The 14,527-nt window shown below is 63.5% G+C and carries 12 protein-coding genes and 1 tRNA gene; 8 read left to right on the top strand and 5 right to left on the bottom strand.

All coding sequences use genetic code 11. The features are described from left to right. Window positions 1-42: 42 nt before the first annotated feature. A complete protein-coding gene (locus CVS28_RS02020; protein ID WP_103480486.1) occupies window positions 43-1,221 on the bottom strand; it encodes a trans-sulfuration enzyme family protein in 1,179 nt (392 codons plus the stop codon). A gap of 125 nt (window positions 1,222-1,346) precedes the next feature. On the opposite strand from CVS28_RS02020, the gene aztD reads away from it, so the two are divergent. Beyond that, a complete protein-coding gene (gene aztD / locus CVS28_RS02015; protein ID WP_243399632.1) occupies window positions 1,347-2,654 on the top strand; it encodes a zinc metallochaperone AztD in 1,308 nt (435 codons plus the stop codon). A gap of 86 nt (window positions 2,655-2,740) precedes the next feature. Here aztD and aztA read toward each other — a convergent pair whose 3' ends face one another. Next, window positions 2,741-3,388 (bottom strand): zinc ABC transporter ATP-binding protein AztA, encoded by a 648-nt coding sequence (gene aztA, locus CVS28_RS02010; protein ID WP_103464086.1) that lies wholly within the window; start codon window positions 3,386-3,388, stop codon window positions 2,741-2,743. A gap of 51 nt (window positions 3,389-3,439) precedes the next feature. Here aztA and aztB point away from each other — a divergent pair, with 51 nt between their 5' ends. The 7 genes from aztB (at window position 3,440) to CVS28_RS01975 (ending at window position 10,317) form a co-directional block, all read left to right on the top strand. Then, window positions 3,440-4,321, top strand: a complete 882-nt coding sequence (gene aztB, locus CVS28_RS02005) for a zinc ABC transporter permease AztB (protein ID WP_103464085.1) — start codon at window positions 3,440-3,442, stop codon at window positions 4,319-4,321. A gap of 50 nt (window positions 4,322-4,371) precedes the next feature. After that, window positions 4,372-5,589 (top strand): PQQ-like beta-propeller repeat protein, encoded by a 1,218-nt coding sequence (locus tag CVS28_RS02000; protein ID WP_133159023.1) that lies wholly within the window; start codon window positions 4,372-4,374, stop codon window positions 5,587-5,589. Beyond that, window positions 5,586-6,551: a zinc ABC transporter substrate-binding protein AztC gene (aztC, locus tag CVS28_RS01995; RefSeq protein ID WP_243399631.1), complete on the top strand. Its 966-nt coding sequence runs from the start codon at window positions 5,586-5,588 to the stop codon at window positions 6,549-6,551. Before CVS28_RS02000 ends, aztC begins: the two co-directional genes overlap by 4 nt. Window positions 6,552-6,694: 143 nt before the next feature. Next, the gene (gene tmk / locus CVS28_RS01990; protein WP_103480450.1) at window positions 6,695-7,390 is read left to right on the top strand and encodes a dTMP kinase; all 696 of its coding nucleotides are present in this window, start codon (window positions 6,695-6,697) and stop codon (window positions 7,388-7,390) included. Then, window positions 7,387-8,556 (top strand): DNA polymerase III subunit delta', encoded by a 1,170-nt coding sequence (locus CVS28_RS01985; protein WP_103480449.1) that lies wholly within the window; start codon window positions 7,387-7,389, stop codon window positions 8,554-8,556. Before tmk ends, CVS28_RS01985 begins: the two co-directional genes overlap by 4 nt. 18 nt (window positions 8,557-8,574) lie before the next feature. Further along, complete coding sequence (locus tag CVS28_RS01980) at window positions 8,575-10,122, top strand: alpha/beta hydrolase (protein ID WP_103480448.1); 1,548 nt, start codon at window positions 8,575-8,577, stop codon at window positions 10,120-10,122. A gap of 119 nt (window positions 10,123-10,241) precedes the next feature. After that, window positions 10,242-10,317 (top strand) — tRNA-Thr (locus CVS28_RS01975). 186 nt (window positions 10,318-10,503) lie between these two features. Here the strand turns inward: CVS28_RS01975 and CVS28_RS01970 are convergent. The 3 genes from CVS28_RS01970 to CVS28_RS01960 are packed head-to-tail and all read right to left on the bottom strand — an operon-like array spanning window position 10,504 to window position 14,305. After that, a complete protein-coding gene (locus CVS28_RS01970; RefSeq protein WP_103464080.1) occupies window positions 10,504-11,649 on the bottom strand; it encodes an ABC transporter ATP-binding protein in 1,146 nt (381 codons plus the stop codon). Beyond that, a complete protein-coding gene (locus CVS28_RS01965) occupies window positions 11,646-13,244 on the bottom strand; it encodes an ABC transporter permease (protein ID WP_103480447.1) in 1,599 nt (532 codons plus the stop codon). The genes CVS28_RS01970 and CVS28_RS01965 overlap by 4 nt, the downstream gene beginning before the upstream one ends. A gap of 5 nt (window positions 13,245-13,249) precedes the next feature. Then, window positions 13,250-14,305: an iron ABC transporter substrate-binding protein gene (locus CVS28_RS01960; RefSeq protein WP_103464078.1), complete on the bottom strand. Its 1,056-nt coding sequence runs from the start codon at window positions 14,303-14,305 to the stop codon at window positions 13,250-13,252. Between the last annotated feature and the right edge of the window lie 222 nt (window positions 14,306-14,527).

Raw genomic sequence — 14,527 nt, 5'->3', positions numbered from 1 at the left:
ACAGGTCAACGATGCTGACCGGGCTGCCTGTTTGCTGGGAAACTACTGTGGGCCGGAAAGCTGGTCAAACGCCTGCTCCAAATCGCGCCACAAGTCCTCAACATTTTCAATGCCCACGCTCAGGCGCAGCAGGTTGGCCGGAACCGTCTCCGGCTCGTTGGCGTGGCGGCGACGGCGCTCAATCAAGGACTCCACGCCGCCCAACGACGTGGCCGGAGTCCAGAGCCGCAAGGCCTCAACAAAGGCGGTGGCTGCGGCTTCCCCGCCAGCGACCTCAATGCACAAAATGGAGCCGAAGCCGTTCATTTGCGCCTTGGCGCGATTATGGCCAGGATCCAGTGGCAGGCCGGGGAACAAAACCCGCTCCACGGCGTCGTGCAGGTCAAGGCGCTGAGCCAGCTCCACGGCACTGGCCTGTGAGCGTTCCACCCGCAACGCCAAGGTGCGCAGGCCACGCAGTGCCAGCCACGCTTCGAACGGGCCGGCAATGGCGCCGTGGATGGAGCGGTGGTGCAACAGCGTGCTGCGCAGCTCCGGATTGGAGGTGGCCAGGGCACCCAGCACCACGTCCGAGTGCCCGGCCAGGTATTTGGTGACGGAGTGCAGGACGAGGTCGGCACCCAGTTCCAGCGGCTTTTGCACCAGCGGGGTGGAGAAAGTGTTGTCAGTGACGATGATGGCACCCACGGCTTGAGCCGAACGGCACAAGACCTGCATGTCGGCCACCTCCAACATGGGGTTGGTGGGGCTTTCCAGCCACAGCATGCTGGCGGCCTTTTCGCCCGAGCCGGTGAGGGCCGCAATGACCTCGTCATTGTTGGCAATGTCCACGGTACGCAGAGTGAACAGGCCCTTTGCCGATTGCTCCTGCGCCATGACCAGCGCACCTTGGTAGGAGTGGGTGGGCATGACCAGCACGCCGCCCACGGGAATCAGGGACAGTGCCGCCGAAACTGCAGCCAGGCCCGAGCTGAAGAGGAGTGCCGGAAGTGTGGCACCCTCCAACTCCGACAACGCCTCCTCCAACGGATCCCAAGTGGGGTTGGAGTAGCGCCCGTAGGCCCTGTCCCCATCCACCACTGCGCCGGTGCCCACGTACGTCGAGGACAGCACAATGGGCGGGTTTACGGGGGAATCATGTTCCCGCGCCGGCCGTCCTGCCGCCACAACCATGGTGTCGGGGCTGAGGTTCTCAAGATGGTTGGGTGCGTGGAGAGTCATACCCTCCAGATTAGTGCCCCGCGTCACCGTGGTGGCAATTTCATGACGGCGACGGCCCGCGCACTTGGCCGTCACACCTTTCCTTCATTTTGATAATGATTCTCATTAAGATTAGCATCGGTGTCATGACCATCACACAACACACCCATCCACCAGAAACCACCACCCGGCGGGCACGGCGCCTCACGACACCTGCCCTGTCGGCTTTTGCACTCGCCGCAGCATTGGCCTTGTCCGCCTGCGGCAGTGCGCCGACACCGTCCGCCGCCGACCAGCACACCAGCCATGCGGCACATGCCGAGGGGGGCGATGAAGCGGAGACAGCCCAGAGCCGGCTGGTCCTGACCCACGACGGCGGCATGAGCGTTCTCGACGCGGACACAGGCAAGGTTGCGGCCGAGCTGCCCCTGTCCGGATTCAACAGGGTCAGTCCGGCTGGCGACGGCCGGCACGTGCTGGTCTCCACTGCGGGCGGGTTCCAGGTCCTCGACATGGGCAGCTGGTCCGAAAAGCATGGCGACCATTTCCATCACTTCACGGGGACCCCCGCCTTGGAAGAACTCAAATTCCCGGCCAACAAACCGGGGCATGTGGTCAACCACGACGGCCGCACGGTCCTGTTCGACGACGGAACCGGCAGCATCCAGATCTTCAATCCGGGCGACCTTGGGCAAGGCGCCCTGCCGGCGACACAGGAATTCAAGACCAGCGCCGCGCATCATGGCGTGGCCGTGCAACTTGCCGGCGGCGAGCTGGTGGTCACCGAGGGCACCAGTGAGAGCCGCTCAGGCGTCAAGCTGCTGGCAAAGCCGGCAAGCAACGGCACCCGGGAAGTCCTGGCGGAAAGCAATGACTGCCCAGGGGTCCACGGTGAGGCAACGGCGCAAGGCGGGGCCGTCGTCGTCGGCTGCCAGGACGGCCTGCTGGTGGTCAAGGATGGAAAGATCACCAAGATCGCCGCACCCGAGCGCTATGGGAGGATCGGTAATCAGGCCGGCAGCGACGCATCGCCGGTGGTTCTGGGCGACTACAAGAAGGACAAGAACGCCGAATTGGAGCGCCCCGCAACGTTTTCGCTGACCAACACGGCCACCGGAACACTCACGCTGGTCCCCATCAACTACTCGTACTCCTTCCGCTCCTTGGCCAGAAGTGCCGACGGGGCCGCGCTGATTCTGGGCACGGACGGCAAGCTGCACATCCATGACGCCAACTCCGGGAAGGAGAGCGGCGCCGTCACGGTTGTGGCGCCGTGGGAGGAACCCCTGGATTGGCAGCAGCCGCGCCCGGCCATCTTTGTGGATGGAACCACCGCCTACGTGAGCGAACCGGCCAAGAAACTGCTCCACGTGGTGGACCTGGGCTCGTCCACCGTCACGGCAAGCCACTCGCTGGCGCACACACCCAATGAAATCACCGGCATCTCCGGCTGATCCAGCCAGTCTGATCCACCCGGCGCGGGTGTTGCGGGCTCCGCGGAGCCCGCAACACCCGCACTTTTGCATCAGGGCTTCACATCCTAGGCAACGCCCAGTGAGTCGGACACCAGGCGGCCGTCCGCCAGCACAAGCACCCGCCCAGCTTCCGCGGCATCGGCATTGCTGTGGGTCACCTCGATGACAGCAACCCCGCGCGCCAGTTCATGGGCGATGACCTCCCGAATCCTTGCATGCGATTGCTCATCCACACCCGCTGTTGGCTCGTCCAGCAACAGCAGCTTTGAGCGCTGGGCAAGCCCCTGAGCCAGCAACACCCGCTGGCGCTGCCCACCGGAAAGCTCCCCCAATTGGCGATGCGCCAGCTCGGTCAAGCCGAGCCGGTCCAGCAACTCCGCCACCTCCCCGCGCTCTTGCGCACGCAGGCGGCGCAGCCAGCTGCGATTGCCCCAACAACCCATTTCCACCGCCGCCCGCACGGTCAGGGGAAGTGCCTGGGAAACAGCGCTGTGTTGCAACACCAAGGCGGGACGGGCCGCCTCGGCCAGATGAACGGCCCCCTGCGAGGGCCGCAAGGTGCCGGCAATCAAACCCAGCAAGGTGGACTTCCCCGAGCCATTGGCGCCCTTGACAGCCGTTAGCGCCCCGGCACGGAAATGAATGTCCAACCCGTCAATCACCCGCCGCGATCCATAGGAGAAAACAACGTTCTCAACACTGGCAGCACCCAAGGCACACTCCTTCGTAATTGATAATGATTCTCATTATAGTATGCTCAAGTGATGGACTGGCTGCTTGAACCCTTCGACGTTTCCTTTATCCAACGTGCCCTGATTGGCGGTTTCGCCGTCGCACTACTCTGCGCCATGGTGGGCACTTGGGTGGTATTGCGGGGCATGGCGTTTCTGGGCGACGCCATGTCCCACGGCATGCTCCCGGGCATCGCCGTGGCGCTGCTGCTTGGCGGCAACCCCGTAGTGGGCGCAGCCGTCAGCGCCGCAGCCATGGCGTTCGGCGTTTCAGCGATGTCCCGGCACCGGCGGCTGACCCACGACACCTCGATCGGGCTGCTCTTCGTGGGGATGCTGGCGGCAGGTGTCATCATCATTTCGCGCTCTCGGTCATTTGCCGTGGACCTGACAGGGATTCTCTTTGGCGACATTTTGGCCGTCAAATTCAGCGACATCTGGCTGCTCTGCGGCATTCTGGCGGCCACAGCCCTGGTGGCAGCCATTTTTCACCGTCCGTTTACGGCACTGGCCTTTGACGCACGCAAGGCGGCAACCCTGGGAATGCGCCCCGATCTTGCGGCAACAGTACTTTTACTGCTGGTGACAGCCGCCATGGCCGGATCGTTCCAAGTAGTGGGCACCTTGCTGGTATTTGGCCTGCTCATCGCCCCACCCGCGGCCGCCCTGCCCTGGGCGAAGTCCATTCCAGCCGTCATGGGCGTCGCAGCAGTTCTGGGCTGCGTGTCAGTGATGGTGGGAATCCTGCTGTCATGGCACGCACGGACGGCCGCCGGCGCCACCATCGCCGCCACGGCCGTGGCGCTGTTCTTCATCTCCAGCGCCATCAAGGCGGCTTGGCCCCTGCTGCGCCAACGCCGCTGTTCACCGGCAGTTCCCACCAGCGCTGACACAAAACCCGCCCCCACCACATGACTTCACAAACTGATGCCACCGTCGCGGTGGTGCAGAAAGGTTCTTCCCGCATGACTTCTCAACAAGCCACGCTGACCGCCATGGCAGCACTGACCATCACCGCCCTGGCTGCGTGCGCCCCTGCACCGGCACACACCCCTGTCCCTGGCAGCAGCGTGGCTGCCCACGGCTACGTTGCCGGCGCCACAGAGACCGGCGAAGCTCAAAGCCTGCTGCCGTACCTTTCGGCGGCAAACGGCACCGTCGCCATGGTTGATCCACTGTCCGGGGAGGAAAGTTTCAGCGCCTCCCTTCCCGGCGCGAGCTCCATGGCGGACGACGGCCGGTATTTGTTTGTTCACACAGCAACCACCGGGAAGCTGCACATTATCGATACCGGCGTGTGGACAGTGGAGCACGGCGACCACAAACACTTCTACCGCACCGCCGCGCGCCAGTTGGCAGGTGATCTATCTGTGGGGGCCGGGTCCGTTGCCGGCGATGGGCACCACGTGGCGATCTTCGAGGAACAGACGGGGAAAACATCGCTCCTCTCCCGGGAAGACCTGGACTCGGGTGAAATCAAGGTGGCGGCGACCATCCCAGGGCCACCGCACCGTGGCTTGGCGGTCCCTTATAAGGGGCATGTCCTGATCACGGGCTCCCCCGGCCCGGACAAGCTGCCCACCACCATCAGCGCCTTCGATTCCGCGGGGGGCGACGAAAAAGCCCTGGCCACCACGTGCCCGTCGCTCATGGGCCATGCGAGCACCCGGCACGGTGTTGTGTTTGGCTGCAGCGACGGCGTCCTGGTGGTCAATGACGACGACGGATCCCTGACGTCCACAAAAATTCCCTATCCCAGCCCTGCCGAACGCATCACGGCCTTTGACCACCGGCCCGGCTCCAGCGAATTGGTTTCATTGGCGGGCGCCGCGGGATTGTGGCACCTTGACGTGGCCAGCGCAAAGCTGCAATTCATGGCCAGCCCGGAACCCCTGGCGGCTTCCACCACTGCCGGCAACGGCTCCGCCGCCTTGGGTGTTGGCAGAAGCGGGACCTTGTACGCGTTTAACACGCTCACGGGCACGGTGGAGAGTCAGCAGAAAATTCTCCCCGAGAGTGAAGAGGGCGCTCCCCCGTCCCTGCTGGTGGATGCCACCCGCGCCTACCTCAGCCACCCCGCAACCCAGACCATCCACGAAATCGACTACCGGGACAAGCTGCGGGTGGCCCGGACATTCGCCACCTCCGGAGCCACATCCCAGCTCGCGGAGACCGGACTGTGAGCGGGCGGTTGGCAGTCCCTTGGCAGCGGGCCGGGGCAGGCCGCCGTCGTGCAACCATCGCGGCGGCGGCACTCATGGCAGCAGCAGGGGTGTTGACGTCCTGCGCGGCGGTACCTGCGGGCAGCGAAAAAGCCACCATCATGGTCACCACCAATATTTTGGGTGACATCACACGCAACATTGTGGGCGACGCTGCCGACGTGGTGGTCCTCATGGAGGCGAACGCCGATCCGCATTCCTTCGGCGTATCCGCCCACCAAGCGGGCCAGATGGAACAGGCGCAACTGATTGTCTTCAATGGCCTGGGACTGGAGGAAGGTGTCCTGGCTCACATCGACTCAGCCAAGGAACAGGGGGTGCCGGCATTGGAGGTGGGCGTGGCAGTCAATCCACTCGCAATCCAGGACGCAGGGTCTGCGGGCACACCCGACCCGCACTTCTGGACAGACCCCCAGCGCGTCGTGATGGCCGTGGATGCCATTGAGGACGCCGTGGCACAGCATGTGAGCCTGTCCGATCCGGGATTGCTGCACAGCAACGCAGCCATCTACGGCGCACAGGTGGCCGCCCTGGACCAGTGGATGGCCACGGAATTTGCTGCCTTGGCTCCAGACAGGCGCAAAATCATCACCAACCACCATGTGTTTGGCTACCTGGCGCACCGCTTTGGCTTGGAGGTCATTGGCGCCGTCATGCCCAGCGGCACCACACTGGCGGCCCCCAGCGCCGCTGACCTGTTTGATTTGGCCACCACCGTCCGGGACGCAGGGGTCCCGGCCATCTTTGCCGACACTTCCCAACCGGACAAGCTCGTGCGTGTCTTGGCAGAAGAGGCCAACGTGAAGGTGGTCATTGTGCCGCTCTTCTCGGAGTCACTCAGTGTCCCAGGCGAGGGCGCCGGCAGCTATTTGGAAATGATGCGAACCAATACGAGCCGTATGACCGCTGCCCTGTCCTCCTAGCCAGCAGCTGCGCCACGCCCGGACCGGTCTGAGGATTATTTGAGGGTAGTCAACGTCTCGCCGCTCAGGAGCGAGGCGGCGGCGGCGGCGGGGCCTGTGGATGACTCGAGGAACCATACAGCTTGGGCCGGTAGGCTAATGGTGTGACTCCTACTTCTGCCCCGTCGCCGGGCTTATTCATCGCTTTTGAAGGTGGCGACGGTGCGGGAAAATCAACCCAAACTGCGCTGCTCACCACATTCCTTACCCAGACGGGCCGGACGGTGGTGCGCACCCGCGAGCCAGGCGGCACCCCCATTGGTGAAAAACTGCGCTCCCTGGTCCTTGACCATGGGCAGGGCGAGATTGACGCCAAAACGGAGGCTCTCATTTTTGCCGCCGCCCGGGCCGCACATGCCACCCAGGTTATTGCCCCGGCGGTGGCCCGCGGCGAGGTGGTCATCAGCGACCGCTACGCCGATTCCTCCATTGCCTACCAAGGCGCCGGCAGGGGGCTGGGCATCGACACCATAGTGCAACTCAACGATTGGGCCACCAGCGGTCTGTGGCCGGATTTGACGGTCCTGCTGGATGTAACACCTGCTGCAGGCCGGTCCAGGCGCACGGCAGGAGATGCGCAGGAAGACAGGCTGGAATCCGAACCTGACGCCTTCCACGCCACGATTCGTGCCGCATTCCTGGAGCGGGCAGCGGCACACCCCAACCACTATTTGGTGTTGCCCGCCGGCGATGCAATACCGGAACTTGCCCAGGCCATTGAACAACGTGTTACGGCACTCCTGGCTCAGAATTCCGCCCAAAATGCCGGGACGGCCACCGGCGACGCTGGCCGCGCATGAGTGTCTGGGTAGACCTCCAGGGGCAGGACTCCGTGGTGGCACAGCTGCGCCGCGCAGCCCAGTCGGAGAAGCCCACACATGCCTGGCTTTTGACGGGCCCGCCGGGATCCGGCCGCTCCAATGCGGCGCTGGCTTTTGCCGCGGCACTGGTGTGCGAACGCCCGGAGCTGGTGGCAAGGGGCTGCGGCATCTGCAAGGCGTGCCACACCACGTTGGCCGGAACCAATGCCGATGTCACCTTCGTCGCCACGGAAAAAACCACCATCTCCATCGAGGAAGCCCGCAACTTGGTGCGCAAGGCCCACGACAGCCCGTCTTCCGCCCGCTGGCGCGTCATGATCGTGGGCGATGCAGACAGGATGGCCGAGCGCACCACCAATGTGCTCCTGAAGGCCATCGAGGAGCCGCCGCCTAGGACCATTTGGATCCTCTGCGCACCCAGCCCGGCGGACGTGCTTGTCACCATCCGTTCCCGGTGCAGAACCCTGACATTGCGCTTGCCGCCGGTGGCCGATGTTGCCGCCTTGCTGGTGCGCCGTGACGGCATTGACCCCGAACTGGCCCTCAATGCTGCCCGCGCCGCACAAAGCCATATTGGCATTGCCCGCCGCCTGGCCAGCGACCCCGGAGCCCGGGAGCGCCGTGTTGCCACTGTCCGGCTGCCGTTGAATCTGCGCGATGTCACCACGGCTGTTCACGCCGCGGCGTCCTTGCTGGAGCTTGCCCAGGCCGAGGCGTCCTCCTCCAATGAAGAGCGCGACGCCGTCGAGAAGGCCACGCTGCTGCGCAACCTGGGCGCCCCCGAGACAGGGGCACTGCCGCCATCGATGCGCAGCCAGGTCCGGGCCCTGGAAGAGGACCAAAAACGCCGCGGCAAGCGCTCGGTGACGGACCACTTGGACCGGGCCCTGACCGACCTGCTCTCCTTCTACCGGGATGTGCTGGTACTGCAGCTTGACACCCGGGGAGGGTCCGGCGTCGAACGGGAAACCGTGGAGCTCGTCAACGACCCGCTGCGTGCACAGTTGCAGGAATTTGCGGCCCGTACCCGGCCCGAACAAACCCTTGAGCGCATGGACGCCGTCAACGCCGTGCGCCGACGCCTCACCACCACCAATGTTGCCCCGCTGCTGGCCCTTGAAGCCATGGCAGTCAGCCTGCTCTAAGCTGTGAAGGATTTATCTATGTCTGCCGGAAAAGTATTGCGGCGCCACCGCCACCGCCTGTTCCTCACCGCCGCGGCCAGCATTGCAACATTGTTGCTGAGCTCGTGTTCAGTGCTGGCGCCCGATGCGCCCGTCAAGATCTCTGCGGCGCCGGAGGTTGTGGGTGATGTGCCGGCTGAATTGCTGGACTTCTACACCCAGAGCGTGACATGGAGTTCGTGCAACGGCGGTTTCCAATGCGCCGAGGTTGACGTCCCGATGAACTACGAGGATCCGGCGAAGGACTCCATCAAGCTTGCCGTGACGCGGCTGCCTGCCACCGGAAAACGCTTGGGCGCCATGCTGGTCAACCCCGGCGGGCCCGGCGGCTCGGGCGTGAGCATGGTCAAGGACGGGGCCAAAAGCTACTTCTCCGACAAGCTGCGCGGCGCCTACGACGTGGTGGGCTTTGACCCTCGCGGCGTGCAAGCCTCCGCCGGCGTGAAATGCCTGGACGACGCCCAGATGGACGCCGCCCGGCAGGTGCCCTTTAACCCGTCCACCGACGCCGGCCTGGCCCGCGCGGAGGACGAGACCAAGCGCCAAACAGAACTGTGCAAGAAAAACTCCGGGCCAGTCCTTGAATACATTGACACTGTCAGTTCAGCCAAGGACATGGACATTTTGCGGGCCATTGTGGGCGACGCTGCACTGAACTACATGGGGTTCTCTTACGGCACCAAACTAGGTGCCACCTACGCCGGACTATTCCCTGCCCGGGTTGGAAAATTCTCCCTTGACGGCGCCATGGACCCGTCCCTGGACATTGACCAGGTATCCATGGGCCAGGCCGTTGGTTTTGAAAATGCCTTGCGGGCCTGGGCCAAGGACTGCTTGGGAACAAACGAATGCCCCGTCACGGGAACCGTGGATGAAGCCATGGCGCAGATCCGCGATCTGCAGGCCGTCTACACGGCCACCCCGCAGGAAACCCCTGCCGGCCGTGTGGTCACTGGAACAGAGTTCACCGGTGGACTGGCCTTTGGCATGTACTCCACCGATCTCTGGGAACCCTTGAGGGGCGCCTTGAAACAAGCATTCGCCGGCGACGCCTCAGGGATGCTGCTGTTGGCTGATTTCTCCGCCGACCGCGATTCGGACGGCAAGTACCAGTCCAACACCGCAGCCGCTTTTACGTCCATCAACTGCCTTGACTACCCCATGAACTCGGACATTGCCCACATGCGCGAACAGGCGGTTGCCCTTGAAGAGGCTTCCCCCACCTTTGGGAAGTTGCTGAGCTTCTCCGGACTGTCCTGCAAATACTGGCCGCACCAGGCCACGGGAAATCCCGCCCCCATCTCTGCGACTGGTGCGGGCCCCATCCTGGTGGTGGGCACCACTGGCGATCCTGCAACACCGTACGGGTGGGCGGAGGCGTTGGCCACGCAGCTTGACTCAGCTGTTTTGGTCACGTGGAACGGCGATGGCCACACGGCTTACGGCCGCGCCAACGAATGCCTGACATCCACGGTGGACGCATACTTTGTGGACGGAAAAGTGCCGGCATCTGGAACCAGCTGCTAAATCTTCTGACTTCTGGGCAGCTTCTGGGCAGGGCCGATTTTGTACATCCGCCCCGCGCATATTAGAGTTGTTTCTTGTGTTCAGCAGCTAGCCCCAATAGGGACTTTCAGCTAGCACAGGCCTCCATAGCTCAGTTGGTAGAGCGTTTCACTCGTAATGAAAAGGTCAACAGTTCGATTCTGTTTGGAGGCTCCACTAAAACCCCGCCAAGGCGGGGTTTTTTGGTTAATGAATGCTGGGTTTCGGCCCCTGCCAGCCGCCGAGTCCTATTCTCCGCCTCACCGGTCTTCTGATTCCAAACCGCAGCTGATGCGGGTGCGACGCCGTCGCACCCGCATCAGCTGCGGTTTGGAATGGGTGAAGGGCCTGAACTGGCCCGAATCAGCCCTCCAGCGGGAAGACGACGCCCTCCCCCACAACTTTCAAGAACAGTTCAGTTCCCGGCCGGGCCAGCATGGCGTTCCAATGCCGGATGCTGATGATCTCCCCGCCCACCGGCTGGTGCGGGTCCACGGGGTGGGCTGCATCGGCCGCGATGGGTTCCAGCTGGATCCGCACAGTGGTTTCCGGGCCAAAGTAGTCGGTGTCCACCACACGGCCGCGGATGGGCCCGCCACTGGCAATCCGGATCTGCTCGGGGCGCAGCATCAAGTTCACCTTGCCTTGGGCAGGCGGGCGGCGCACAGGGATTCCACCCAGTGAACACAGGGCCAGCGAGCCCTCCATCCACGCCTCAAGAATCACTGCGTCCCCCAGGAACTCGGCCGTGGCCCTATCCGAGGGCCGCGTGTAAACAACAAACGGGCTGCCGATCTGCGCCAATTTGCCGTCCCGCATGACAGCCACTTGATCGGCAAAGCTCAAAGCCTCGGCTTGGTCATGGGTCACCAAAATGGTGGTGACACCTGCCTGCTCAAGCGTCTGGGCCACGGCCCGGCGCGTAGCAACCCGCAAACCGGCGTCCAGGGCGCTGAACGGTTCATCCAGCAGCATCAGCTCGGGCTGCCGGGCCAGGGCACGCGCCAGCGCCACCCGCTGCTGCTGGCCGCCGGAAAGCTGGTGCGGGCGGCGCTTGGCGTAGGAGGCATCCATCGACACCATTTCCAGCAGCTCCCCCACCCGCAAGGAGGCAGCCTTGCCCCGCAGGGGCAGGCCAAACGCGATGTTTGCGCCAACGCTCAGATGTGGGAACAGCGCCCCATCCTGGGCCACATATCCGACGCTGCGCTTGTGGGCCGGAACCCAGGTGGATTGGCCCGCCACTTCCTCACCGGCTAAGGCAATGCGGCCGGAATCGGGGGCTGAAAAACCGGCTATCAGGCGCAGTAGCGTGGTCTTTCCCGAACCGGAGGGGCCAACAATGGCCGTGGTGCGGCCCTGCGCCACAGCCAAATCCACACCCTTAAGCACTTCGGTACTGCCAAAATTCTTGCGTACGCCCGTCACCTGCAAGTGGTCCGGCACGTCACCGGCGGTCCGGCCCGCCTTGTTGGTGGTGCCGCCGGGGTTGGTGGGCTGAGACGTCATTGGCCTGCGGCTTTCTTGGATTGCACAAAAAGTAAGTACGTCATGGGAGCTGAGAGCACAATCATCAACAGCGCATAGGGCGCTGCACCCATGTAATCAATTTCGCTGCTGAGGGACCAAAACGCGGTGGCCAAAGTCCGGGTGCCGTTGGGTGCCAGCAGCAAGGTGGCCGTCAGTTCGTTGACAATTCCCAGGAACACCAAGGCAGCGCCACCCGCGGCCGCGGGGGCCGAAAGACGCAACGTCACCCGCAGGAAGGCAATGAACGGCGGCTTCCCCAATGCCTGTGCCGCTTCATCGAGCTCACGCGGCACCTGCGCCAGCCCGGCCCGCAGATTCACCAGGGCCCGGGGCATGAACAGCAGTGCGTAGGCTGCCACCAGCACCACCGAGGTTTGGTAGATGGCGGGGACGTTGTGAACGGTGATTGTCACCAGCGCCAGCGCCACCACAATGCCCGGCATGGAGCTGGAGATGTAGTTGACGGCCTCAAGGACCTTGCTGAAGGGGCCCGGATGGCGCACCACCAAGTACGCCAGCGGAAAGGCCAGCACTGTGGTCAGGGCGGCGCCGGCCAGGCCGTAGCCAAGGGTTTGCAACAACGCGGTTAGCAGATCGTCCCGGACCCAAATTTCGCTGCCTCCGGCAAGCAGCCAGCGGCCCACGTGCCACAGCGGCACACCGAATGCCAGGACGGTCAGAGCCACCAGGGCCAACTGCCCCGGCAGCTGCCACATCCCCAAGGCCAGGCGTGTGGGGTTGGACTGCACTCCGGCACCCACCCGCGCATACCGTGCGCTGCCGCGCGATTTGGACTCAGCCACCAGCAGCAGCAGGCAAAACAGCACCAGTACACTGGCCAGCATGTTGGCCGCCGCCCCGTTGAACGTTGACCGGTACTGGTCGTAGATGGCTGTGGTGAAGGTGTCGAAAGCAATCATGGCGAAGGCGCCGTATTCAGCCAACAGGTGCAGTGCCACGAGCAATGCGCCACCGGCCGCCGCCAGCCGCAACTGCGGCAGCACCACCCTGTAAAACACCCGCCAGGGTCCCAGCCCCAGTGACGCTGCGGATTGTTCCAGGGCAGGGTCCAGCCTGCTCAGCACCGCCGCCACTGGAATGTAAACCAGCGGGAAGTAGGAAAGCACGGAAATCAGGACGCCGCCAAAGATTCCACCCAGGGACGGAATGGCGCTAACCCACGCATAACTGTTCACAAAGGCCGGGATGGCCAGCGGCGCCGCCAGCAACACCGCCCACGCCTTGTGCCCGGCCAGGCGGGTGCGCTCCACCAGCCATGCCCCGCCAATGCCCAGCACCACACACAGCGGCACTGTGATCAGGACCAGTGACAGCGTGTTAAACAACAATTCGCCAACACGCGGGCGGAACACCAATTTCACAACGGTGTCCCACCCGGCGTTGGCGGTGGCAACCACCACGAAGCCCAGCGGCAGCAGGGAGAACGCGGCAATCAGCAAACAAAGTACGACGACGGGCCGGGGGCCTAGGCGTGAGCCCCGGCCCCCAGCGGCGCTAGGTGAGATTGTGGCACCCGGCGCACCATCCGCCGTCGTACTGTGTTCAGAGGTCATTGAAACTACAGTAGACCAGCCTGCGTCATCAGCTCAGTCACCTTGGCGGAGTTCAGCTTGGCAGGGTCAATCTTGGGGGCCTGAAGATCGGCAAGCGGGGTCAGCTTCTCGTTGGCGGCAACGCCGGAGCCAACCGGGTACTCAAAGCTGGTGCCGGTCTGCAGAATGGTCTGGCCGGCCTTGCCCGTGACGTACTCGAGGAACTTCGAGGCGTTGTCCTGGTGCTGGCTGGAGGCCAAAACGCCACCGCCGGAGATGGAGACAAAAGCGCCCGGATCTTCATTCTTGAAGTAGTGCATGGCCACGTTTTTGGAATTCTCGCCGGTCTTGTTCTGATCGCCGAACCAGTAGTAGTGGTAGATGACAGCGCCTTCAACTTCGCCGGCGTTGACGGCTTTCATGGCGGTGCTGTTGCCCTTGTAAGCCTTGAAGTTTTCCTTCATGGACTTCAACCAGGACAGCGTTGCATCCTCACCCTCGAGCTCCAACATGGCGGAGACGATCGCCTGGAAGTCGGCGCCGGACGGTGACGCGGCCCAGCGGCCCTTCCACGCGGGATCGGCCAAGTCCATGAGCGACTTGGGCAGCTGATCAGCCTTCAGCTTGGTGGTGTCGTAGGCAAAAACGGTGCTGCGAGCGGCAATGCCGGCCCACTTGTTCGTGGAGGGGCGGTACTCGGCAGGAACCTGCTCCTGCACCTTGGCGCTGATGTCGGCGAAGAGGCCGGCATTTTCAACCTGCGTCATGGCGGGAGAATTCTCGGTCAGGAACACATCGGCCGGCGACTTGGCGCCTTCTGCGATGATCTGGTTGCTCAGCTCCAAGTCGTCACCGTTGCGCACGGTGACCTTGATGCCGGTTTCCTTGGTGAACTCGTCCACCCACGCCTGCGTCAGCGACTCATGCTGGGCGTTGTAAACAGTGATGGCGTCAGTGGCTGAGCCTGCTGCGCTTGTGCTTTCGGCCGGTGCCGCTGCGCCACTGCAGGCGGCAAGTGCCAGAACGGATACTCCAGCCAGCGCCGTCAAAGCGGCTTTGCTGAACTGCAATTTGCTAAACATTATGGGGGCCTCTCGGCGGTAGAGATAATTAGCGAACAAAAATTGATCGCAATCCATTAGAAGGGCAGGCTCACCTTAGGCGCAACTCAATGTGACGCAGGTCTACCGATTTCACGTCATTTTTAGTGACTAAGCCGAGCTACTTGTCAGTAAGCGGCTTTGTTGTGTAAAAGCTGGCCAGCACGGCTCACGTGCTGGCGCACTATTTCTGCCTTGCGTTCG

The organism is Arthrobacter glacialis (assembly GCF_002909415.1).
Classification (GTDB): Bacteria; Actinomycetota; Actinomycetes; order Actinomycetales; family Micrococcaceae; genus Specibacter; species Specibacter glacialis.
This window is presented reverse-complemented; position numbering and strand designations above follow the sequence as displayed.

Excerpts from the sequence above, each read along its gene's own strand:
- CVS28_RS02020 (WP_103480486.1), bottom strand. The coding sequence starts at position 1,221 with ATGACTCTCCACGCACCCAACCATCTTGAGAACCTCAGCCCCGACACC.
- aztD (WP_243399632.1), top strand. The coding sequence starts at position 1,347 with ATGACCATCACACAACACACCCATCCACCAGAAACCACCACCCGGCGG.
- aztB (WP_103464085.1), top strand. The coding sequence starts at position 3,440 with ATGGACTGGCTGCTTGAACCCTTCGACGTTTCCTTTATCCAACGTGCC.
- CVS28_RS02000 (WP_133159023.1), top strand. The coding sequence starts at position 4,372 with ATGACTTCTCAACAAGCCACGCTGACCGCCATGGCAGCACTGACCATC.
- CVS28_RS01985 (WP_103480449.1), top strand. The coding sequence starts at position 7,387 with ATGAGTGTCTGGGTAGACCTCCAGGGGCAGGACTCCGTGGTGGCACAG.
- CVS28_RS01980 (WP_103480448.1), top strand. The coding sequence starts at position 8,575 with ATGTCTGCCGGAAAAGTATTGCGGCGCCACCGCCACCGCCTGTTCCTC.
- CVS28_RS01970 (WP_103464080.1), bottom strand. The coding sequence starts at position 11,649 with ATGACGTCTCAGCCCACCAACCCCGGCGGCACCACCAACAAGGCGGGC.
- CVS28_RS01965 (WP_103480447.1), bottom strand. The coding sequence starts at position 13,244 with ATGACCTCTGAACACAGTACGACGGCGGATGGTGCGCCGGGTGCCACA.
- CVS28_RS01960 (WP_103464078.1), bottom strand. The coding sequence starts at position 14,305 with ATGTTTAGCAAATTGCAGTTCAGCAAAGCCGCTTTGACGGCGCTGGCT.